Origin of the sequence: Aeromonas sp. S12(2024), assembly GCF_041402305.1 — a bacterium.
GTDB classification, from domain to species: domain Bacteria; phylum Pseudomonadota; class Gammaproteobacteria; order Enterobacterales; family Aeromonadaceae; genus Aeromonas; species Aeromonas veronii.
In genome coordinates this window covers 1-22,732 of the sequence record NZ_JBGLRB010000018.1, presented here as the reverse complement: position 1 = coordinate 22,732, position 22,732 = coordinate 1, and the positions used below count along the sequence as shown (strand labels likewise).

Sequence of the window (22,732 nt, the reverse complement as noted above, 5' to 3'; positions counted from 1 at the left end):
GAACATCCGGTGGATTGTTTCACGTTGTAACCGTAACCCGTGTGCGGCTGGATGAACATGGTGCCATGCTCGCTTTATGGGATGGCTCACAAAATTTATTTTCCATGGATTTAATGGCTGGGGTGAAATAAATGGCGTTATGCAATAACTATTTCAGCTTTCATTTTACGCGCTTTGCCTTAAATAAATGGCATGAAAATAGTGCGTGCCGAGATGAATGAAATAACATATAAAGCAGCTTTGACGGAATAATATTCCACTATCGCCATTTTTCGTTATTCGCCAAAAACAGCCTGTGAAAAAAATGGCACGCTTTCCAGTAACGAAATATTTTTTGCAACGAAAACAGGGGGCCCTGTTGGTAGGCGGCAGCTCCTGTCTAAGACGTTTTGCTAATACCTGCCGCCGCAGGCTCGCTGTTAGGCTGTCATCCCCATAAGAGACCAGTGACGGGCAGGATGCCTATGTCGCAGTCTGATCTCTGAATCATCCCGAAACTGCCCGTTTTGTGCCACCTGTGAGGAAGGAATCCGATGACAGTGCAGAACATCTATGAGCGCGACCTTGCCAAAACCGCCGCCAATTTCGAGGCCCTGACCCCCATCAGCTTTCTGGGGCGGGCGGAGCGGGTCTATCCCGACTATCCGGCGCTGATCCACGGCCCGCTGCGCCAGAGCTGGGGCGAGACCGCCCGCCGTTGCCGCCAGCTGGCCTCGGCCCTGCGGCTTAGCGGTATCGGGGAGGGGGATACCGTCTCCATCGTTGCGCCCAATATCCCGGCGATGTTTGAAGCCCACTTCGGGGTGCCCATGAGCGGCGCCGTGCTCAACACCATCAATACCCGGCTCGATGCCGAGTCGATGGCCTTTATCTTCCAGCATGCCCAGAGCAAGGTGGTGCTGGTGGACAGGGAGTTCGGCGCCGTGGTGCGCAAGGCGCTGGATCTGCTGGAGCGCCAACCGCTGGTCATCGCCATCGACGATCCCCTTTACCGGGAAGGGGCGCTTGTCAGTGAACTGACCTATGAGGCCTTTATTGCCACTGGTAACGGCGATGAACCCGGCTGGTTGCCAGAGGATGAGTGGCAGGCCATCTCCCTTAACTACACCTCCGGCACTACCGGCAACCCCAAGGGGGTGGTCTATCACCATCGCGGCGCCCACCTCAACGCCATCAACAACGTACTCTCCTGGGAGCTGCCCAAACATCCCGTCTACCTCTGGACATTGCCGATGTTTCACTGCAACGGCTGGTGTTTCCCCTGGACGCTGGCGGCGACCGCCGGGGTGAGCGTCTGCCTGCGCCATGTGCAGGCGGCCGCCATTTATGAGGCGCTGCACGAGCACAAGGTGAGCCACTTCTGCGCGGCGCCCATCGTGCTCAATATGCTCAACAATGCCGATCCGGCGCTCAAGCAGGGGCTGGACCACCCCATCAAGGTGATGACCGCCGGAGCTGCGCCCCCCGCTACCGTGATCGCCGGTATGGAAGCGATGGGGATCGCTGTGACCCACGTCTATGGCCTGACCGAAACCTATGGCCCCTGCGTGTTGTGCGAGCCGCAAAGAAGCTGGCAGGGGCAGGATGCCACGGCGCTCTCCCGCCTCAAGGCGCGGCAGGGTGTTGCGTCGCCCCTGCAGGGGGAGATGCGGGTCATCAACCCGGTCAGTGGCGAACCGGTGGCCAAAGATGGCAAAACCATGGGGGAGATAGTACTGCGCGGTAATGTGGTGATGAAAGGCTATCTGAAAAATCCGGCGGCCAGCGCCGAGGCGATGGCGGAGGGGTGGTTTCGCAGTGGCGATCTGGCGGTATGGCACCCGGACGGTTATGTGGAGATCAAGGACAGATCCAAGGACATCATCATCTCCGGCGGGGAGAATATCTCCAGTCTGGAGGTGGAAGATGTGCTCTATCGCCATCCCGATGTGGACGAAGCGGCGGTGATCGCCATGCCCGATGAGAAGTGGGGGGAGGTGCCCTGCGCCTTCGTCAAACTGAAAGAGGGGCGAGAGACCACCCAGGCGGAGTTGATCGCCTTTTGCCGGGAGCAGATGGCCCACTTCAAGGTCCCCAAACGCATCATCTTCACCCCGCTGCCGAAAACCTCCACCGGCAAGGTGCAAAAGTTTGTGCTGCGCAAACAGCTGGGGTAGCGGCCTGTTCGTAAGGAGCCAGCACAGCCATTCATAGGAGGGAGATACGAGGGAGCTGGAGGGCTGCTGGCCCTCCCGTTGTATGGCTAGGGTGCCTTGCAGGCGACGCAGTTGCGGCCGCTCTGTTTAGCCTGATAGAGCATCTGATCGGCGCGGGCGTAGAGGCTCTCCATCAGCTCCCCTTCGCCATTTTCCACCAGTCCGGCGCTGATGGTGATAACCAGCTTATCCCCATCGGGCAGGGGCAGCGGGCTTTGCATCACCTGCAGGCGCAGCCGCTCGGCCAGGGATGCGGCGGCCAAGAGGGTGGTGTTGGGCAGCAAGATGGCAAACTCGTCACCGCCGATGCGGGCCAGCACATCTTCGCTGCGCAGCACCGATTGCATCACCCTGCCCAGATGCATCAGCGCGCTATCCCCAAGGGGATGACCGAAGCGATCGTTGATGCACTTGAACTGATCCACATCCAGCACCATCAGCACCGAGGTGAGGTGGTGGCGCATGTCCAGACTGAGGTTCTTCTCGCACAACTCGAAAAAGAAACGGCGGTTGTAGAGACCGGTGAGGCCATCGCGCACCGACTGTTGGTGCAGCTGCTCCTTGAGCTGGTGCAGTTCGGTAATGTCGGAGGAGATACCGATCAGGGTGGGAGTGCCATCCCCCAGCAGAAAGGGCACCTTGACCGACCAGTAGTAGTGCTGATTGCCTTCGGGATCGGTCAGCATCTCTTCCCCGGCTTGCAGCTCACCGGTTTCGAATACCCGGTTGTCCAGTCGCCACAGCTGGCAGGCGCTGGCAGCTGGGATCACCTCGTCATCGCGCCGGTTGATGATCTGCTCGGCAGGAAGGCCCAGCAGATCGGCGACCTTTTGGTTGACGTAGAGAAAGCGGTGCAGGCTGTCCTTCATATAGATATGGGCATCCACGTTGGCGAGGATGATCTCCAGCAGCTGATGCTGCTCCGCCATGCGGGCCTCAATCAGCTTGTGTTCGGTGATATCGGTGGAGATGCCGCACAGGCCGATCAGGTTGCCATCCTTGTCATGGATGGGCTTTTTAACGGTCCAGTAGCAGCGCTTTTCCCCAGTGGATTTGAGGTAGTTGATCTCCTCCTGGGCGATGGCGAGTTGCTGCTCCAGTACCAACCGGTCGTTGCGTTGAATGGTGTCGGAGAATTCGAGATCAAAAAAGGCCCGATCATCCTGCCCCTGCAACTCGGCGAGGGTGCAGCCAAAGAGATCCAGCACCGCCTGATTGGCATAGGTATAACGGCCCGCCAGATCCTTGGTAAACATGTAGGCGTCCGTCTCGTTGAAGATGGCTTTGAGGTGATCCAGCTCATGCTGTAACTGGATAGAGAAGGGTTCATCCTTCATGGGGCTAGCCATCCTTGGGTCGCTACGATGGGTCGGTTGAACAAGACGCGCAACAGAGATCAACAGCTTTAAATAAAGCACCGAACAGGTCAGGTTTCACGTTTATTTCCGCAAGTTCTGCGCCATGTCACACGGTTGTCATCGTTGGCGAGCTCAAAGGCAATCAACCGAGTCTGTGGCTGTACAGATCACCGTGTTCCTCCCTTTATCGGCCCGGCATTATTGGTTAGCAGCAGAGAAATTAATCAGTAATCAAATACGCCAGCCCGAGCGGCAGAAAGGGCAACAAACAGGTCTTTAATCAAACTATTTTCACTGTGCTCCTGATATCATCCTCAGCAACGCAATATGGAGAGGTACGAGATGGCAGTGGCACCGTTTAATTGGGATGACGTAGTTCAGTGGGACGGGCCGGGGGCCATTGCGGGTAGCGAAGAGATCTTGAGTGCCGACCGGCTGGATCGCGCCCGCTATGCCGAATTTCTGACCAACTACCTCGCCGCCGAAGGCAAGCAACGCAACTATGTGCTCAACCTCAATGCCGAATGGGGGGCAGGGAAAACCTGGTTTATCAAGCGCTGGTATATGGAGCTGAAAGCGCACTATCCCACCGTCTATATCGATGCCTGGCAGCAGGACTTTTCCGATGATCCCTTATTGACGGTGATTTCATCGATTATCGATCAATTGAGAGATGCAACAGGAAATAAGGTAGCAATACCTGATAGCATCAAGTCCAAACTATTGGGTTTACTCAAAGTGGGCGGGAAATTGGTGCTCAAGTCAGCCATTAAAAAAGCTGGATGGGAAGATAGTGACTTTTCTGTGGAAGGCGAAGATGCAGATAAGCTGGTTGATACGCTTTGTAGCAATCACAAAGAGCGTTATGAATCTATTCAGTATCTTAAACAAGAGATCCGGCAATGGGTTGAGGGAGCTGTTGGTTTAAGTGAAGGAGAACTGGATTATCCCGCATTTATTTTGATAGATGAGCTTGATCGTTGTCGTCCTTCTTATGCCGTAGAAATGCTGGAGACTATCAAGCATATCTTTGATATTAAGGGCGTGGTGTTTGTGTTGGCAACGGATACTGAGCAGTTGCAGCATGCTATAAAGGTCATTTATGGCGATGGTTTTGATGCAGAAAGCTATCTTGGACGATTTTTTCATAGACGCTTTACGTTAAGCACTATATCTCGGCGAGAGTTTATTCAACAGGCGTTATCATATAAAAAGCAGCAGTTCGATAACGTTAATGTATGGCCTGAGGTCACTGATAGCGAAGTGTTGGTAAATATATTGACAGCTGTCTGTGATCATTTTTCATTGAACTTAAGAAAAACAGAGCAAGTGCTTGATAGAACTATCGCTTCCATCGTTAATTACCAAGGTTGCACATTAAATCTGATTTTTCTTGTTTACATGTTCTCTCTATGCGAGAAAAATAATGAAGATTATCGCGCTGTAGTGGATGGCAAAATGCCTAAGACAGATAACCATCCTACTTTGAAAGGTTTTAATAGTCTGACAAGTGAGTATGAAGAACAACATTTTCAATGTTTTATAAAAGCAGGGAGTGCAATAGGAAGTTATATTAAGGATGTCGATGGTGAACGATATGCAAATCCATTTAAAGATAGTGAATATATGGTTTCCTTGAGAAACATTTTAGTCATGTCTTATGAGGGGCTATTGAAGCCGACTTTAGATGATGAATATTCATCTCGTTTTATCTCGTTAACAATAGATTGTGTTAGGCGTATGCGGAATTTGACTGTAGAAGAAAATACTATTTTGGCAGAAAAGGAACTGTCACTATTGGAGCGACGCTTAACAACGTATAAAAATTTAGTTGAGCTAGCCGTGCATCTTGACTAAATAAAGCCGGGATAACCCGGCTTTACTATCAACTTATTTATTATGCCGCTTATAAAGCCGCTGAACGACATCCTGTAATCCCAGCCCTTCGTTTTGCAGCAGCACGGTCAGGTGGTAGAGCAGATCGGCGGATTCGTTGATGAGCTCCTCCCGATCCTTGGCCATGGCGGCCAGCGCCACTTCAACACCTTCCTCACCAACCTTCTGGGCGATGCGCTTTGTCCCTTTGCCGTAGAGGCTGGCGGTGTAGCTGGTGGCCGGATCGGCCCCTTTGCGGGCGGCCAGCACCTGCTCCAGCTCAGCCAGAAAACCGAGTGGTGGCACCGGGTGGCCGTTAAAGCAGGAGGTAGTGCCCTTGTGGCAGGTGGGGCCGACGGGGTTGGCGGCAATCAGCAGGGAGTCCTGATCGCAGTCGGTGCTGATGGCCACGAGTTGGAGCACATTGCCCGAGCTTTCACCCTTGGTCCAGAGTCGCTGTTTGCTGCGGCTAAAGAAGGTGACCTGACCGGTAGTCTGGGTCTTCTCCAACGCCTCGCGGGTCATAAAGCCCTGCATCAGCACCTCGCCGCTGGCGGCATGCTGGACGATGGCAGGGATCATGCCGTCGCATTTTTCCCAGTCGAGCTGCTCGGCAAGAGGGCGCGCGCTGGCGGTTGTTTGTGCATTTTCAGAGAAGTTATTCACGGATGGCGACTCCTTCGGTTTTCAGCCAGCGTTTCAATTCGGGAATGGGGATAAGGCCCTTGTGGAACACAGAGGCGGCCAGCGCCCCGTCCACATCGGCGAGGGTAAAGGCATCGCGAAAGTGCGCCATGGCACCGGCGCCGCCGGAGGCAATCAGCGGCACCTTGCAGACGCTGCGCACCAGCTTGAGCTGGTCGAGATCATAACCCTGACGCATGCCGTCCTGATTCATCACGTTCAGCACGATTTCGCCCGCGCCGCGCTTTTGCACCTCCTGCACCCAATCGAGGGTGTGCCAGGCGGTGGTGCGGGTGCGGCTCTCGTCACCGGTAAACTGTTTGACCTGATAGTGGCCCGTTTCGGCGTCGAAGTAGGAATCAATACCCACCACCACGCACTGCACGCCAAAGCGCTCGGCCAGTCGGCTGATCAGAGTCGGATCGGCCAGCGCCGGAGAGTTGATGGAGACCTTGTCGGCGCCAAATTCGAGGATCTGGCGGGCATCTTCGACGCTCTTGATGCCACCGGCGACGCAGAAGGGGATATCGATCACCTCCGCTACCCGGCTCACCCAGCTCTTGTCCACTACCCGGGCATCGCTGGAGGCGGTGATGTCATAGAACACCAGCTCGTCAGCGCCCTCTTCGGCGTAGCGACGGGCCAGCTCGACAATGCCGCCCATCACCTCATGGTTGCGAAATTGAACCCCTTTGACTACCACGCCATCTTTCACGTCGAGGCAGGGGATAATGCGTCTTGCCAGCATCAGTTGCCTCCTGTGGTAACGGCCGCGGGCGCTTGCCAGCAGGCGATGGCGTCACCCACCGAGAACTTGCCCTCCAGCAGGGCGCGGCCAAGGATGATCCCCTTGACGCCGGAGCCCTTGAGCGCCTCGATATCCGCGATGCCGCCAATGCCGCCGGAGGCTTGAAAGGCGACACTCGGGTAGCGGGCGCAGAGATCCCGATAGAGCTCGACATTGGTGCCAGCCAGGGTGCCGTCACGGCTGATGTCGGTGCAGAGCACATGCTTGAGCCCGGCGGGAAGGAAGCGCTCGATCAGCGCCTCGATGGTCACGCCGCTGTTCTCCTGCCAGCCCGCCACCGCGATATGGCGATTGCCCTGGGCATCGATATTGACGTCCAGCGCCAGTACGATCTGCTCGGGGCCATATTTTTCCATCCAGCTGGCCACCAGATCCGGGGATTTGACGGCGGTGGAGCCAATCACCACCCGGCTGGCACCGGCGGCCAGCAGATCCGCCACATCCTGCTCGGTGCGCACGCCGCCACCAACCTGCACCGGCGCTTCGGTGGCTGACAGCAGTTGGGTCAGCAGGGGCAGCTGGCGCGCCTTGGCATCCTTGGCACCGTCCAGATCCACCAGATGGAGCTGCACCGCCCCCTGGGAGACATATTCATCGAAGCGGGCCTGCGGGCTGCTGCTGTATTCGGTCTTCTGCTCGTAGTCCCCCTGATAGAGGCGAACCACCTGACCGTTGATAAGGTCAATTGCGGGAATGATCATGCTAGTCACAGCTCCAGAAAATTTTGCAGCAAACGGGCACCGGCTGCGCCTGAGCGTTCCGGGTGGAATTGGGCGCCGAAGAAGTTGCTGTGCTCTGCAACCCCACCGACGATGGCGGTAAACGGCTTGCAGTAGTCGCAGGTCGCCAGCGTCGCTTCGGTCACTTCCAGCGCATAGGAGTGAACGAAATAGAAGTAGCTGCCGCTCGGGATCCCCTTGAGCAGAGGATGGGTCTCGTTGTGCTCAATCTGGTTCCAGCCCATATGGGGCAAGCGCAGGTTACCCACTTCCATCAGCCGGATCTTGCCCGGCACTATGCCAAGGCAGTCGATAAGCGTATCTGGCAAACCCTGCGTGCCCATGCTCTCTTCGGAGGCTTCCGCCAGCATCTGCATGCCGAGGCAAAAGCCCAGCAGCGGCTGCTTGGCGGCGCGAATAAGGGGCACCAGCCCCCGCTCGTTGAGGTTGTTCATGGCGGCCACCGCAGTGCCGACACCGGGCAGGATCAGCTTGTCCGCCTGCTCGATATCAGCCGCTTGGCTGGAGACCAAGGGCCGCACGCCGAGGCGCTCGAACGCCATCCTGACCGAGGCCAGATTCGCGCAGCCTGTATCGATAATGACCAGCTTTTGCTTGCTTACATCCATCACAGCACTCCCTTGCTGGAGGGAAGCTCGCTCCCTTCCACCCGAATGGCCTGACGCAGGGCGCGGCCAAAGCCTTTGAACAGCGCCTCCACCTGATGGTGGGTGTTGCCGCTGCCCACCTTCATCTGCAATGTGATGGCCATGGCATCCGACAGCGAGCGGAAGAAGTGGGGCACCATCTCGGTGGCCATCTCGCCCACATTGTCGCGGCCAAAGCCGCTCGGGCAGTCAAACACGAAGTAGGGGCGGCCGCTGAGATCCAGCGCGGTGCTCACCTCCTGCTCGGTCAGCGGGCGCGCATCGATCACCGCTTGCACCTCGTCCATCGCCAGCACAAAGCCGAAACGGCCGATGCCGCGCTTGTTGCCAAGGGCCTGACGCAGCGCCTGGCCGAGGGCCAGCCCCACATCCTCTACCGTGTGGTGATCGTCAATATGCAGATCACCGCTGACGTTCAGCTTGAGCTGGAAACCGGCGTGGGTGGCGATCTGATCCAGCATGTGATCAAAGAAGCCGATACCGGTGGCGATCTGGTTGCCGCCGCTCTTGTTTGTGGCGGAAGGGTCCAAATCCAGCGTCACCTGAATACGGGTCTCCTTGGTGTAACGCTCAACCTCGGCCACACGCCCCTTGGACAACAGCTGATCACGGATGGCGGGCCAGTTGTGATCCTGCGGGTGGTAGCGAATACTGCCAATGCCCATATTCTCGGCAAGCTGCAGATCGGTCTGCCGATCGCCAATCACGAAGGAGTTGGCAAAGTCGATGCGACCGGACGCGAGATACTCCTTCACCAGCCCGAGGTGGGGCTTGCGGCAGCTGCAGCCGTCGGTGGGGAAGTGCGGGCAGATCAGCACCTGTTCCCACTTCACCCCTTGCGATTCAAACAGGTGCATCATCAGGTCGTGGGGAGGCTGGAAGTTCTCCAGCGGCAGGCTGGCGGTGCCCAGCCCGTCCTGATTGGTCACCATCACCAGCACGTAGCCGGCGGTCTGCAACTCGCGCAGCACCGGAATGACCATGGGTTCGAAGCGCAGCTTGGCGAGGCTATCCACCTGCTTGTCGGTCACCGGCTCTTCAATCAGGGTGCCGTCGCGGTCGATAAACAAAAACGGGGTCTTCATCGCTACATCCTTGTCTTACAAAGTGGGAGAGGGCAGATCACGCAGTACCGCCAGCACGGCATCCATCTCGCCCTGATAGCCGATGGTGACGCGAATGCTGTTATCAAGGCCGGGTTTGGTCGAGAAATCCCGCAGTATGATGCCGGCGGCCTTCATGGCGGCAAAGACGGCGGCGCCATCCACAAAGCGCACCAGCACGAAGTTGCCCTTGTCTTCGAATACTTCCCTTACGCAGGCAAGCGTTGCCAGCTCTACCTTGAAGGCGGCTTTTTGCTTGTTGAGCTCTATTACTCGCTCGCACATCAACTCCAGCCCCATGGGGGAGAGGGCCTGCGCCGCGATCTGGGCGATGGGCTCGGGGATGGGGTAGGGGGCGATCACCTTGGCCAGCATGGCGATCACCTCGGGACTTGCCAGCGTAAAGCCGCAGCGGATCCCCGCCAGGGCAAAAGCCTTGGAGAGGGTGCGGGTCACCACCAGATTGGGGAAGCGGGCCAGCAGGTCCACCACGGAAGCCTCGGGGCAGAACTCGATATAGGCTTCGTCCACCACCACGATGGCGCGATCCCGGGCTTTCTCCAGCAAAGCGATGAGACCGTCGCGACCCACCAGATCCCCGGTGGGGTTGTTGGGGGAGCAGAGGAACACCAGTTTCACGTCACTGAGGCGATCGGCGATGGCGGGCCAGTCAGGCTGGCGGCTGGCGGTCAGCGGCTGCTCGACGATACCGACGCCGCAGGTCTCGGCGCTGATGGCGTACATGCCGTAGGTGGGCGGGCAGATGAGGATCTGATCTTCACCCGCTTCGCAGAAGGTGCGAATAAGCAGCTCGATGGCCTCGTCGGCGCCGCGGCTCACCAGCACCTGATCGGGATTGACCCCGGCATAGGCGGCATAGCCGTTCACCACCTCGGCCGGTTGGCACTCGGGGTAGCGGTTGAGGCGGCTCCCCTCGATGGTGAAGGGATAGGCCTGCGGTGCCTCGTTGGCGTTGAGCCAGACGTGGCCCTTGCCGCCGATACGGCGGGCGGATTGATAAGGGGTGAGGGCCCGCACCACGCGGCGCGCCAGATTGGCAATGCTCATGACAAATCCTTCTGCTGTGCTGTTGGTTGGGGCGCGGCGGCCAGGGCGTTCAATCTCAGCGTCACGGCGTTCTTGTGGCCATCGAGCCCTTCGGCCTGAGCAATGCGCTCGACGATGGGGCCAAGGCCCTGAATGCCGCGCTCACTCAACTCCTGCACCGTGTAGCGGCGCTGATAATCGGCAAGGCCAAGGCTCGAGCAGGTGCGGGCATAGCCGTAGGTGGGCAGAGTGTGATTGGTGCCGCTGGCGTAATCGCCGACCGATTCCGGTGTCCATGCTCCCAGAAAGATGGAACCGGCGTTCTCGAGTTTATCCAGCAGATCGCGGGGAGCGCGGGTCTGTACAATCAGGTGCTCCGGCGCATAGGCGTTGGAGATGGCACACGCCTCGGCCAGATCGTCACAGAGGATCACCAGACTGCTGCCGAGCGCCTGCGCGGCGATATCGCGGCGGCTCAGTTTGGCCAACTGGCTCTTGATTTCGCCAGCGATGGCATCGGCCAGCAGCGGCGAGGTAGTCACCAGCACCACCTGGCTGTCGGGGCCGTGCTCGGCCTGGGAGAGCAGATCTGCCGCCACGAAGGCGGGGTTGGCGCTCTCGTCGGCAATCACCAGCACCTCAGAGGGGCCGGCCGGCATGTCGATGGCGGCGCCGCGCCAGTCGCGGGAAACCTGGCCCTTGGCTTCGGTCACATAGGCGTTGCCCGGGCCGAAGATCTTGTCCACTTTGGGAATGCTCTCGGTGCCGTAAGCCATGGCGGCGATGGCCTGGGCGCCGCCTATGGCGAACACCTTCTCGACGCCACAGGCGCGGGCGGCAAACAGGATCTCGTCGCTGGCGGGGGACGGGGTACAGAGCACCACTTCACGGCAACCGGCGATAGCAGCCGGAATGGCCAGCATCATCACGGTGGAGGGGAGCGGCGCGCTGCCTCCCGGCACATAGAGACCGACCCGGCTGATAGGCTGGGTGCGCAGCTCGCACACCACCCCGGGCTGGGTTTCTACCCGTACCACGGGCTGAACTTGCGCGGCGTGGAAGGTACGAATGTTGGCAATAGCTGCTTCGATGGCGCTTTTGATGCCGTCATCCAGCCGCGCGCAGGCGGCTTCAATCTCATCTTCGCTAACGCGCAGCTGTTCACGGGGGGCGCGCTCGAAGCGCTGGCTCAGCTCGCGCAGGGCCTCATCGCCACGGCTTCGCACCGCTGCGATGATCTCTTTGACCACGGCGCCGATATCGGCCTCGTCATTGAGAGCAGGCCGGGTCAGTACATCGGCCTGCTGGGCGGGGGAGAGGGTCTTCCAGATCAAGGTCTGCATGATGTCCCTTCCTTATTCCATCATCTTTTCGATGGGCAGCACCAGAATGGAGCTGGCACCGAGGGCCTTGAGCTGCTCCATGGTCTCCCAAAACAGGGTCTCGCTGGAGACAACGTGCAGCGCCACCTGATTGGTGTCACCGGCCAGTTGCATGATGGTGGGACGCTCGGCACCCGGCAGCAGATCGGTGATGGCGTCGAGCTTCTCTTTGGGGGCGTGCAGCATGATGTACTTGCTCTCGCGCGCCTGCTGCATCCCCTGAATACGGGGCAGCAGGGTGTCGATGATCTTCTGCTTGGCATCGGACAAGGGGTTGGGGACCTGTACCAGTACCGCCTTGGAGCGGTAGATCACCTCCACCTCTTTGAGGCCATTGGCCTCCAGGGTGGCGCCGGTGGAGACCAGATCGCAGATGGCATCAGCCAAGCCCGCTCGAGGTGCCACTTCCACCGAGCCGCCCAGCATCACGCTCTTGAAGCCGAGCCCCTTTTCGTCAAAGAAGCGTTTGAGCAGCCCGGGGTAGGAGGTGGCGATGCGCTTGCCGGCCAGGCTTTCTGGCCCTGTGTAGGTCACATCTTCCGGCACCGCCAGCGAGAGGCGGCAGCCACCAAAGTCCAGCTGCTTGAGGGTTTTGACCTCGAAGGGGAGGCCTTGGGAGGCGCGAATAAGCTGCACCTCTTCCAGCACGTTCTCGCCGATGATGCCAAGGTCGACCACCCCTTCCATCACCAGACCCGGGATGTCGTCATCACGCACCCGCAGGATATCGATGGGCATGTTCTCGACATGGGCGATAAGGCGCTGCTCGCGCAGGTTGATTTTCAGGCCACAGCTCTTGAACAGGGCCTGGGAGTCCTGGCTCAGACGACCGGACTTTTGCATGGCGATACGCAGACGTTGTGTTTCCATTGCTCGATTTCCTTCTAGTCAAAAACGAAAAAACCCTCGGAAGTGGGTGCTTCCGAGGGTTTATGAATCTTGCGGTCCTTTTGGAAGTCACCAGTTAAGTGTCTTCCAGCAGTCAACCTCCTGAAAGACTAGTCGGGATGATGATGGTGGTGATGAGTCTTCAGGGTGGTGAACTTCATGTAATCAATCCTTTACAAAATAAGATGTCGTAATTGACGCCTGATTTAAACTACCTGCCTTGACAGAAAATGCAACCCGAAATTGTGATTTGATCGATTAAAGTGGCGAAAACGGTTTTCTGGTCGATAACTAGACAATAACCCCTGCAGGAGTCGCCATCATGCCCAGCCAGGACCTGTTGTTCCCCATTTTGCCCCGGGCGCCCGCTGCGCCCGGCAGCGAAGAGATCAAGCGGGAAGTGAACCAGATCAGCAAAAAGCACCAGCTGCGCAAGACCAGCACTGACAACAGTGACTCCCAGCAGCGCCAGCAGGCGTATAGCACGCCCGCCAAGCGTGATCAGCCCAAGGCGGAGGAGGGCGATCACAAGCCGGACCCCGAGCATCAGATCGATCTGTTCGTCTAGGCAGATTATCTGTCCCGCTTTTGCCGCGCTTTTGGCATAATGGCCGCTTTTGCTGCGGGACGCCCTTTTGACCATCCAGACCCTGTTCAAGCCAGATGGCCCTCTGGCCAGCCATATCGACGGTTTCAAAGCCCGCGCTCCCCAACTGGAGATGGCCGAAGCGGTCGCGCGCGCCATCAAAAGTGGTGGCCGTCTGCTGGTGGAGGCGGGGACCGGTACCGGCAAGACCTATGCCTATCTGGTGCCTGCGCTGGAGTCCGGCAAGCGGGTGGTGATCAGCACCGGCTCCAAGAACCTGCAGGAGCAGCTCTTCTATCGGGATCTCCCGACCATTACCGGCGCGCTCTCCTACACCCCGCCGGTGGCCCTGCTCAAGGGTCGCAGCAACTATCTCTGCATCGAGCGGATGAACCGGCTCTTGAGCGAATCCCATCTGCAAAAGCCTGAAGTGCTCAACGATCTGGTGAAGGTCAAATCCTGGTCCACCGCCACCGACAACGGTGATGTGGGGGATATTCCGGGATTGCAGGAGAACGCCGAGATCCTCACCCACGTCACCAGTACCAACGACAACTGCCTCGGTCGCGACTGCCCCTATTACGACGACTGCCATCTGGTGGTGGCCCGACGCCGCGCCATGGACGCCCAGGTGGTGGTTATCAACCACCACCTCTTCTTCGCCGATATGGCGGTGAAAGACACCGGATTTGGTGAGTTGGTGCCCGAAGCGCAAGTCTATGTCTTTGACGAGGCGCACCAGCTGCCGGAGATCGCCACCAACTACTTCGGCAAGTCGGTGGGCAGCCGAACGATTCAGGATCTTGCGCAGGATATCCAGCTGGCCTATCGGGCTGAGGCCCACGACATGGCCCAGCTCGGCAAGGCGGCGGACAGGCTTGCCATTGCCAGTCAGGACTTGCGTCTGGCCTTCGGAGTGGATGGCGGTCGCGGCAATACCCGCGACATGTTGCGCCAGCCGCTTTGGGGGCAGGCCCTGGCTCGTCTCAACGATGCCATCGGGCTTTGCTACGAAGTGCTGAAACTTGCTCTCGGCCGTGGCGAGCAGCTGGATCACGCCTTCGAGCGTATCAGTGAACTGCGCACCCGCCTGGGTGAAGTGCTGGCGGTCAATCAGACCGGTTTCTCCTACTGGTACGATTGCTCACGGCTTCATTTCACCCTCAATCTGACGCCGCTATCGGTGGCCGAGCGATTCAGTGCCGAGGTGCAAAGACCGGAAGTGGCCTGGGTCTTCACCTCCGCCACCCTGACGGTGGATATGCGGTTTGATCACTTCAAGGCCGAACTGGGGCTGGCGGGCAGCGCCGAGCTGATCCTCGACAGTCCGTTCGACTATGGCGAGCAGGCGCGGCTCTGTGTGCCCCGCTATCTGCCGGAGCCCAACGCCTTTGGCCGTGGCGAGCAACTGGCCAATCTGATGATCCCCCTCATCAACAAGACACCGGGGGGCTGTTTCTTCCTCTGCACCAGCCATCAGGTGATGCGCCAGGTGGCCGAGGTGCTGCGCCGGGAGATTGGCCGCACCGTCTTGTTGCAGGGGGAGGACAACAAGCAGCGGCTGCTCAAGGAGTTTGTCGAGAATGGCCGTGCCGTGCTGGTGGCGACCAGCAGTTTCTGGGAGGGGATCGACGTGAGAGGGGCGGCGTTGTCGTGTGTTATCATCGACAAACTGCCGTTTGCCAGCCCCGATGATCCGCTGCTCAAGGCGCGGGTGGATGATTGCAAGCTCAAGGGGGGTGATCCCTTCGCCGAGCTGCAGTTGCCCAAGGCGGTGATTGCCCTCAAGCAGGGGGTGGGGCGGCTTATTCGTGATCGCAGTGATCACGGTGTGTTGGTGATCTGTGATCCACGCATGGTCAACAAACCCTACGGCGCTACGTTTATCAAGAGTCTGCCCGCCATCCCTCGCACCCGGGAGTTGGGAACGCTGGGGAGTTTTTTCGATCGCACTGAACGCAGTGAACAAGTGTGCCGCCAGCTAACAGATTTGAACAACGGGTGAGCATATCTCGCTTGCCGGTTATGTAATTGACTGATTTTATAGAGATTGTAAAGCATGAACGAGTTGAAGATCCTGGCCGTTGATACCGCCACCGAAGCCTGCTCCGCCGCCTTGCTGGTGGGTGACAAGCTGTTCTCCCGCTGGGAGGAGGCGCCACGGGATCACACCCGAAAAATCCTGCCCATGGTTCAGGCTGTGTTAGAGGATGCCGGGATAAGTTTGAGTGACCTCGATGCCATCGCGTTTGGCCGCGGCCCAGGCTCCTTTACCGGCGTGCGGATCGGCATCAGTGTGGCGCAAGGTCTGGCGTTTGGTGCGGGTGTGCCGCTGATTGGGATCTCGACCCTTGCCGCCATGGCGCAAGGGGCCTATCGACTGGATGGCGCCCAGCAGGTGCTGACCGCCATCGATGCGCGGATGAACGAGGTCTATTTCGGCCGTTATGAGCTGATTGATGGCCGCATGCAACTGGTGGGTGACGAGGTGGTAAGCGAGCCCGCGGCGCTGGTTGACGCCCGTGGCAAGCTGGCGGGCCCTGTGACCTGCGTCGGCACCGGTTTTGAAACCTATGGCGAGACCCTGAGTGGTCTGGCCGATGAGCTGGCGGTGAGCCAGGTGCGTTTCCCGGCGGCAGAGGACATGCTGCCGCTGGCCCGCGCCGCCTGGCTGGCGGGGGAGGCTGTGCCTGTGGAGCAGGCGACGCCGGTCTATTTGCGTGACAAGGTGACCTGGAAAAAACTGCCGGGTCGCGAATAAGGGCAGGAGCGCTGACGTCATGTCGCTCTTGCCGCTCATCAGCTGCAACACAAGCGGATGGCCCGACGGGCCACGCTGGCAACAGGAGAGTGACATGATGCGTAATACCAGAAGCGACATGATGAAACGCACTATGGTGGTCGGGGCGCTGGCCCTGCTGCTCGGGGCCTGTAGCTCGGTTCCCAAGGAGCTTGCCTATGAGCCTGAAAACCAGCTGGTGGCCTATCAGCCCGCCCTTGAAGGAATGGAGGGCAAACCGGCGCGCTGGAGCGGCGTTATCTCGGCGGTGCACAACAAGGCGGATCAGAGCGTTATTGAAGTGGTCTATCTGCCGCTCAAGTCCAACGGTGTGCCGGAGCAGACCGAGCAGAGCCCGGGCCGTTTTCTGGCTATCATGAAGGGTTTTGTCGATCCGACCCTCTACGCCAAGGGGCGCAGTCTGACGGTGCTTGGTACCATAGGCCAACCGGTTGATAGCCAGATTGGCGAGCACAAGTACCGCTTCTCGGTGCTCAATGTGACGGGCAGCAAGCTGTGGCCGCCAGTCAAGGAGGTGGAGGTGCGCTATATGGACCCCTACTTCTACGACCCCTTCTATGATCCCTTCTGGCCGAGACGGCCGCTGCGTCGCTAAGGCTTACCATGATTACCCTTATGATGAGCACCATGCACGAGCGGCTGCTGACCCTGGCAGATGGGCGGCGGGTAGCCCTGCTGGATAACCAGTCTGCGGAGCATGATCAGCAGGGCAAACCCCTGCTGATTGCCCTGCACGGCTGGCTCGACAACAGTGCCAGCTTCTTTCCGCTGGCGCCGCATCTGGGGGATTTTCACCTCATCTGTGTCGATCTGCCGGGGCACGGTCATTCCGATCACAAAACCACCCCTTATGTCTTTGTCGACTGGCTGGACGATCTCTACCAGATCGTGCAGGCGGCAGGGTGGTCGCGTTTCACTCTGCTCGGTCACTCCCTCGGGGCGTTGATCGCCTCCGCCTATGCCGGGGTGTTCCCCGAACAGGTGGAGCGATTGATCATGCTGGAGGGGCTGGGGCCGCTGAGCCAACCCGATGAGGAGGTACCTGCCCAGCTGCGACGTGCGATTTTAAACCGCAGTCGCACCCGGGAGCGCAGTGCCAACGGCTTTGCCTCCATCGATGAGGCTGTCGCCGCCCGTTGCAAAGTGGCGGATATCACGCCGCAGGCGGCGCGTCTTATCTGTGAACGGCAGCTTGAAGAGCGGGCAGGGCGCTGGCACTGGCGCAGCGACCCCCGCTTGCGGGATCTTTCGCCCCTTAGAATGAGCGAAGGGCAGGCCCGGGCATTGATGGCGGCTATCCGCTGCCCTGTGCTGTTGATTCAGGGGGAGCAGGGCTTTGCTGCACTTGAAGCCCAATGGCAGGCCCGTCAGGATGCCTTCCAGCAGATCGAGCGGGTCATATTGGGTGGAAACCACCATTTTCATATGGAAAATTCGGTTGATACGGCCGTTTGTATCGTAAAGTTTTGTCAAGTTCGGTAGAATCGCCAGCTTTCAATAATTCCAGGTTTGTTTTCTCCCTCACATTTTTCTGTTGTTAATTTGCTGTTAATTGATGTTGCGCTGTGTAAATATGTGCGGCATTAGAGCATCAGCTTAAAACAACCGATTAAAATGGATGTGAACCGGGACGGAGGCAACACAGTGAGCGCACAGGTGCTAGTTATGCAGGAGAAGTTTGTGGAAAAAGTCTGGCTGAAACGTTATCCGGAAGGGGTCCCCGCCGAGATCAATCCAGACCAATACAGCTCCCTGGTCGAGATGTTCGAATCCTCGGTGACCCAGTTTGCCGATCAGCCCGCCTTCGTCAATATGGGCCAAACCATCACCTACCGCCGACTGGAAGAGCAGTCCCGCGCCTTTGCTGCCTACCTGCAAAACGAGCTGAAGCTGGAGAAAGGGGATCGGGTTGCGGTGATGATGCCGAACCTGCTGCAATACCCCATCGCCGTATTCGGCATCCTGCGCGCCGGCATGATCGTGGTCAACGTCAACCCGCTCTATACCCCGCGCGAGCTGGAGCATCAGCTCAAAGACTCCGGTGCCAAGGCCATCGTCATCGTCTCCAACTTCGCCCATACCCTGGAAAAGGTGGTCTACGACACCCCGATCAAGCACGTTATCCTGACCCGGATGGGGGACAATCTGGGGCTGGCCAAGGGCACTCTGGTCAACTTCGTGGTCAAGTACGTCAAGAAGCTGGTGCCGAAATACAATCTGCCCCACGCCACCACCATGCGTCAGGCCCTCTCCAAGGGGCGTTTCCTGCAGTACATCAAGCCGGAGATCACCAACGACGATCTCGCCTTCCTGCAGTACACCGGTGGCACCACCGGCCTCTCCAAAGGGGCCATGCTGACTCATCGCAACATGATTGCCAACGTCGAGCAGTGCCTCGGCGTCTACGGCCCCATGCTGGAGCGCGGCAAGGAGTTCGTGGTCACGGCGCTGCCGCTCTACCACGTCTTTGCCCTGACCGTGAACTGCCTGCTGTTTATGCGCATCGGTGGTTACAACCTGCTGATCAGCAACCCGCGCGACATTCCGGGCTTTGTCAAAGAGATCAAGAAGTACCCCTTCACCTGCATTACCGGGGTCAACACCCTGTTCAATGCGCTGGTAAACAATGAGGAGTTTCAGGGGATCGCCTTTGACAAGCTCAAGCTGACCATCGGCGGCGGCATGGCAGTGCAGCGCGCGGTTGCGGAGAAGTGGAAGACATTGACCGACACTCCGCTGCTGGAAGGCTACGGCCTGACCGAGTGTTCGCCACTGGTGAGCGTCTGCCCCTACGATCTGACTGATTACAACGGCTCTATCGGTTTGCCGGTCTGCTCTACCGAGATCCGTCTGGTAGATGACAACGGTCAGGTGATCCACGCCCTCGGCACCCCGGGCGAAATGCAGGTGCGCGGCCCGCAGGTGATGGTGGGCTACTGGCAGCGTCCCGAGGCGACCGCCGAAGTGATGCAGGATGGCTGGCTCTGTACCGGTGATATCGCGGTGTGCGACGAGCAGGGCTTCTTCAAGATCGTTGACCGCAAGAAGGACATGATTCTGGTCTCCGGTTTCAACGTCTATCCGAACGAGATCGAAGATGTCGTTGCCCTGCACCAGAAAGTGCTGGAAGTGGCCGCGGTCGGTGTGCCACACAAGGTCTCCGGCGAGCTGGTGAAGATCTTTGTGGTCAAGAAAGATGCAAAATTGCAGGAGGACGAGATTATTGCCCACTGCCGCAAACATCTGACTGCCTATAAGGTGCCGAAACTGGTAGAATTTCGTGACGAACTTCCCAAGACCAATGTGGGCAAGATCCTGCGCCGCGTACTGCGCGACGAGGAGATTGCCAAGCAATAACCGGACTGCGGCTGCAGAATCTTCTGCGAACCAGCACCGTCGTTATGCAAAACCGTGGGTCATCCCACGGTTTTTTCTTTTTGGCCCTGATCAACCGCGCAGGCACAGATGCACTATCAACTTATCACTCAGCAAGACGAACTTGAGCAGTATCTCGCTTCTCTGGCCGACGTTCCCCTGGCTATCGATACTGAATTCGTTCGCACCCGTACCTACTACCCCCAGCTTGGCCTGTTCCAGATCTATGACGGCGAGCATCTGGCGCTGCTGGATCCGCTGACGCTGGATCTCTCCGCCCTCTGGCAACGACTGGGCAGGGAAGGGCAGATCGCCATCCTGCACGCCTCTGGCGAAGATCTGGAGCTTATCCAGCATCAGGCGGGCCACCTGCCCAACCAGATGCACGACACCCAGCTGGCTACCGCCTTTCTCGGTTACGGCGTCTCGGTCGGTTTTGGTGCGCTGGTGAATGAATTCCTCGGGGTCGAGCTGGAAAAAGATCAGGCGCGCACCGACTGGCTGGCACGCCCGCTTACGCCACGTCAGCTCGAATACGCGGCAGCGGATGTCTTCTACCTGATGCCGCTCTACGAGAAGGTGATGGCCAAACTGCGGGAAAGCGGCAAGTTTGCCTGGTTCGAGCAGGAGTGCCAAAACCACTCCGCCCGCAAGACCCAGGGTAGCGATCCCCGTCAGGCTTATCTTGACATCGTCAACGCCTGGCAACTGGGTCGCCGCGAGCTCGCCATTCTGCGCGAGCTGGCCGCCTGGCGCCAGCAAGAGGCGGTGCGCCGGGATCTGGCCCTTAACTTTGTGGTCAAAGAGCTGCACCTGTTCAAGGTGGCAGAGCGTCGTCCGACCTCCATGCGGGATCTCAACGAGCTCGGCCTCTCGCCCATCGAGATCAAGATCCACGGCAAGCGGATGCTCGATATCGTCGCCCGCGCGCAGCAGAGCGATCCTGACAGCTGGCCCGAGCCCATTCGTCGGCTGGTGGACTTTCCCCAGTACAAGGCCGAGCTCAAGCGCATCAAAGCCATGGTGGAAGAGAAGGCCAAGGCGAGCAATATTCCGCCCGAGCTGATTGCCAGCAAGAAGATCATTCACCAGTACTTCACCTGGAGCTGGCGGATGAACGACGAAGAGCGGGCTCGCAGCGACAAACCGATGTTGCTGCAAGGGTGGCGTCATGAGCTGGTCGGTCACCTGCTGGCACAATAAGCCACCAGACGGTTGCACCTATAAATCTGTATGGAGATGGTATTCACCTGACAGTTGCCCACAAAAGGGATTGGTCATACGGCTTCAAACCGGATAACAAAACGGTACCCCTACCGTGTTATCTGGAGTCACCGTATGACCACCAACGAGAAAGTAGCACGTCGCAAACTCAGCCTGCTAGCGCTCGCCAAAGAGCTCAATAACGTCAGTAAAGCCTGCAAGCTCATCGGCTACAGCCGTCAGCAGTTCTACGAAATGCGCCGTAATTACCAGACCTATGACTCCGAGGGATTGCTCGACAAATTGCCCGGCTGTAAAGGGGCTCATCCCAATCGGGTCGCTCCCGAGATTGAACAGGCCATCTTCGATTACTCCCTCACCAGACCAACCCATGGCCCGCTGCGGGTCGCCCAAGAACTGGCTCTGCAAGGCATCAATGTCAGTGCGGGCGGTGTGCGTGGCGTGTGGCAACGGCACGACTTGCTCTCTAAACACGACCGCTTGCTGCGCCTTGAGAAAACTCACCGTGAGCAGACCATTGAGTTCAATGACGAGCAAATTTGCCTGTTAGAGCGATTCAGTCCCGAGTTCCGAGAACGCCAGATTGAGGTTCACTACACCGGAGAACTGGTGGCGGTCGACACCTTCTTCGTCGGCGCGCTCAAGGGGGTCGGTAAGGTGTATCTGCAAACCGTGCTGGACTGCTGCCGCCACGCCTGGGGGCGGCTCTACACCAGCAAACTGCCCATCACCTCGGTCCATGTGCTTAACGAAACGGTGCTGCCATTCTTTGAAACCCACGAGGCACGGGTCTATACCATCCTGTCGGATAACTGGCGCGAGTTCTGTGGGCGCTCAGACCACCATCCCTACGAGCTGTTCCTGCAACTGGAGGGCATTGAGCACCGGACTACCAAGGTGCGCAGGCCGTAGAGCAACGGCTTTATCGAGCGGCTGCATCGCACACTGCTGGATGAACACTTCCGTATCAAGGGGAGGACGACCTGGTATGAGTCGGTAGAGCAGATGCAGACAGACCTGGATAACTACCTGGAACACTACAACACCCAGCGGCCACATAAAGGCAGGATGATGGAGAGTCAAACCCCCTACAGCATGTTCAAGAAGGGTCTGAAATTGATACTGAAGGAAGTGCGCTCTAAAGTAGCGTAAACAAGACACCGGTTTGAGGCCGGTGTCAGGTGATAACTAGAGCTGTACAAATTTTACGCATTGCAATCCTCTTGACAGATATAGGCTCTTCCCTAGCAAAAGGGAGAACGTATCAAAGGTTGTTAAATCAATGCGTTAATGATGATTCCAGTGAATGTGAACAGTGATTCCGGGATGTAGAACACTGTTTCCGGAAAGGAGGAGCAAAGTGTTCAGGTTGAACCGGAATTGGTGTTCATGATCGGCCGGAATATGCAGTGGTATGGCGATATCACCTACATCTGGGCAGGTGGTCACTGGCATTATCTAGCAGCGGTTCTTGACCTGCATAACCGGCGGGTTGTGGGGTGGGCAATGTCAGATAAACCAGATGTCGAGCTGGCCGTGAAAGCACTTGAGATGGCGTATCAGCAACGAGGTTGTCCATCAGGCGTGCTGTTTCACTCTGACCAGGGCAGCCAATATGGCCGCCGTGCATTTCGGCAACGAGTGTGGCGCTATCGTATGACCCAGAGCGTGAGCCGATGTGGCAACTGTTGGGACAATGCGCCGATGGCGCGGTTGTTCAGGAGCTTGAAGACGGAGTGGCTTCCGGCGACGAGTTACATGAGTCTGCGGGAAGCTAAACGGGATACCAGCCACTACCTGATGGATTACTACAACTGGCAGTGTCCACATTAATACAATGGTGGAATACCGCCAGCACAAGCCGAGACTCGGTCTAACCAAATGTCCGGATTTAGTTGACCACTACAAGGGCGTTGTTTCCCAAATCGATGCCGCTTGAATGGAACTAACTGAGGACTTGGTGATCTGATCACCACCATCCTCTTCAAGTCTGCATCATGGGCATATCGCTTCATCCCAT

The 22,732-nt window shown here is 58.2% G+C and carries 18 protein-coding genes, 2 pseudogenes and 1 other annotated feature; of the genes and pseudogenes, 11 read left to right on the top strand and 9 right to left on the bottom strand.

Annotated elements, in window-relative coordinates:
• The first annotated feature begins 533 nt into the window (after nucleotides 1-533).
• Nucleotides 534-2,156 carry an acyl-CoA synthetase gene (locus tag ACB035_RS16325; protein WP_371167716.1) on the top strand — a complete coding sequence of 541 codons (1,623 nt, stop codon included), beginning with the start codon at nucleotides 534-536 and terminating at the stop codon, nucleotides 2,154-2,156.
• An 86-nt stretch (nucleotides 2,157-2,242) separates the two neighbouring features.
• On the opposite strand, the gene ACB035_RS16320 is transcribed toward ACB035_RS16325, so the two are convergent.
• Nucleotides 2,243-3,532 carry a diguanylate cyclase gene (locus tag ACB035_RS16320; RefSeq protein ID WP_371167715.1) on the bottom strand — a complete coding sequence of 430 codons (1,290 nt, stop codon included), beginning with the start codon at nucleotides 3,530-3,532 and terminating at the stop codon, nucleotides 2,243-2,245.
• 363 nt (nucleotides 3,533-3,895) lie between these two features.
• On the opposite strand from ACB035_RS16320, the gene ACB035_RS16315 reads away from it, so the two are divergent.
• Nucleotides 3,896-5,410, top strand: coding sequence for a P-loop NTPase fold protein (locus tag ACB035_RS16315; RefSeq protein ID WP_371167714.1), 1,515 nt, complete (start codon nucleotides 3,896-3,898; stop codon nucleotides 5,408-5,410).
• Nucleotides 5,411-5,443: 33 nt separating this feature from the next.
• Here the strand turns inward: ACB035_RS16315 and hisIE are convergent, their stop codons facing one another.
• The 8 genes from hisIE to hisG are packed head-to-tail and all read right to left on the bottom strand — an operon-like array spanning nucleotide 5,444 to nucleotide 12,709.
• The gene (gene hisIE, locus ACB035_RS16310; RefSeq protein WP_371167713.1) at nucleotides 5,444-6,094 is read right to left on the bottom strand and encodes a bifunctional phosphoribosyl-AMP cyclohydrolase/phosphoribosyl-ATP diphosphatase HisIE; all 651 of its coding nucleotides are present in this window, start codon (nucleotides 6,092-6,094) and stop codon (nucleotides 5,444-5,446) included.
• Nucleotides 6,087-6,860, bottom strand: a complete 774-nt coding sequence (gene hisF / locus ACB035_RS16305) for an imidazole glycerol phosphate synthase subunit HisF (RefSeq protein WP_019446757.1) — start codon at nucleotides 6,858-6,860, stop codon at nucleotides 6,087-6,089. Before hisF ends, hisIE begins: the two co-directional genes overlap by 8 nt.
• Complete coding sequence (gene hisA, locus ACB035_RS16300; RefSeq protein WP_371167712.1) at nucleotides 6,860-7,621, bottom strand: 1-(5-phosphoribosyl)-5-[(5-phosphoribosylamino)methylideneamino]imidazole-4-carboxamide isomerase; 762 nt, start codon at nucleotides 7,619-7,621, stop codon at nucleotides 6,860-6,862. The genes hisF and hisA overlap by 1 nt, the downstream gene beginning before the upstream one ends.
• Nucleotides 7,622-7,626: 5 nt before the next feature.
• Nucleotides 7,627-8,268 (bottom strand): imidazole glycerol phosphate synthase subunit HisH, encoded by a 642-nt coding sequence (hisH, locus tag ACB035_RS16295; RefSeq protein WP_371167711.1) that lies wholly within the window; start codon nucleotides 8,266-8,268, stop codon nucleotides 7,627-7,629.
• Nucleotides 8,268-9,392 carry a bifunctional histidinol-phosphatase/imidazoleglycerol-phosphate dehydratase HisB gene (gene hisB, locus ACB035_RS16290; protein ID WP_371167710.1) on the bottom strand — a complete coding sequence of 375 codons (1,125 nt, stop codon included), beginning with the start codon at nucleotides 9,390-9,392 and terminating at the stop codon, nucleotides 8,268-8,270. The genes hisH and hisB overlap by 1 nt, the downstream gene beginning before the upstream one ends.
• 15 nt (nucleotides 9,393-9,407) lie before the next feature.
• A complete protein-coding gene (gene hisC / locus ACB035_RS16285) occupies nucleotides 9,408-10,478 on the bottom strand; it encodes a histidinol-phosphate transaminase (protein WP_371167709.1) in 1,071 nt (356 codons plus the stop codon).
• Nucleotides 10,475-11,800, bottom strand: a complete 1,326-nt coding sequence (gene hisD, locus ACB035_RS16280; RefSeq protein WP_371167708.1) for a histidinol dehydrogenase — start codon at nucleotides 11,798-11,800, stop codon at nucleotides 10,475-10,477. Before hisD ends, hisC begins: the two co-directional genes overlap by 4 nt.
• Before the next feature lie 12 nt (nucleotides 11,801-11,812).
• Entirely contained in the window at nucleotides 11,813-12,709 is an 897-nt protein-coding gene (gene hisG / locus ACB035_RS16275; RefSeq protein ID WP_371167707.1) for an ATP phosphoribosyltransferase, read from the bottom strand.
• 28 nt (nucleotides 12,710-12,737) lie between these two features.
• Nucleotides 12,738-12,862, bottom strand: a sequence feature (His leader region).
• A gap of 187 nt (nucleotides 12,863-13,049) precedes the next feature.
• On the opposite strand from hisG, the gene ACB035_RS16270 reads away from it, so the two are divergent.
• From ACB035_RS16270 to ACB035_RS16230, 9 genes and pseudogenes are all read left to right on the top strand, one after another.
• A complete protein-coding gene (locus tag ACB035_RS16270) occupies nucleotides 13,050-13,295 on the top strand; it encodes a hypothetical protein (RefSeq protein ID WP_005336755.1) in 246 nt (81 codons plus the stop codon).
• A gap of 67 nt (nucleotides 13,296-13,362) precedes the next feature.
• A complete protein-coding gene (locus tag ACB035_RS16265) occupies nucleotides 13,363-15,318 on the top strand; it encodes an ATP-dependent DNA helicase (protein WP_371167706.1) in 1,956 nt (651 codons plus the stop codon).
• Nucleotides 15,319-15,372: 54 nt separating this feature from the next.
• The gene (tsaB, locus tag ACB035_RS16260) at nucleotides 15,373-16,074 is read left to right on the top strand and encodes a tRNA (adenosine(37)-N6)-threonylcarbamoyltransferase complex dimerization subunit type 1 TsaB (protein ID WP_040069785.1); all 702 of its coding nucleotides are present in this window, start codon (nucleotides 15,373-15,375) and stop codon (nucleotides 16,072-16,074) included.
• A 118-nt stretch (nucleotides 16,075-16,192) separates the two neighbouring features.
• Nucleotides 16,193-16,708 (top strand): Slp family lipoprotein, encoded by a 516-nt coding sequence (locus ACB035_RS16255; RefSeq protein WP_371167751.1) that lies wholly within the window; start codon nucleotides 16,193-16,195, stop codon nucleotides 16,706-16,708.
• Nucleotides 16,709-16,716: 8 nt separating this feature from the next.
• Nucleotides 16,717-17,595 (top strand): alpha/beta fold hydrolase, encoded by an 879-nt coding sequence (locus ACB035_RS16250; RefSeq protein ID WP_371167705.1) that lies wholly within the window; start codon nucleotides 16,717-16,719, stop codon nucleotides 17,593-17,595.
• 198 nt (nucleotides 17,596-17,793) lie between these two features.
• Nucleotides 17,794-19,470 (top strand): long-chain-fatty-acid--CoA ligase FadD, encoded by a 1,677-nt coding sequence (gene fadD / locus ACB035_RS16245; protein ID WP_371167750.1) that lies wholly within the window; start codon nucleotides 17,794-17,796, stop codon nucleotides 19,468-19,470.
• Nucleotides 19,471-19,578: 108 nt separating this feature from the next.
• Complete coding sequence (rnd, locus tag ACB035_RS16240; RefSeq protein ID WP_335840891.1) at nucleotides 19,579-20,691, top strand: ribonuclease D; 1,113 nt, start codon at nucleotides 19,579-19,581, stop codon at nucleotides 20,689-20,691.
• 135 nt (nucleotides 20,692-20,826) lie between these two features.
• Nucleotides 20,827-21,864: pseudogene (locus ACB035_RS16235) on the top strand (IS481 family transposase).
• Between the two features lie 249 nt (nucleotides 21,865-22,113).
• Nucleotides 22,114-22,611: pseudogene (locus ACB035_RS16230) on the top strand (IS3 family transposase); the annotation flags it as partial.
• Nucleotides 22,612-22,732: the final 121 nt, after the last annotated feature.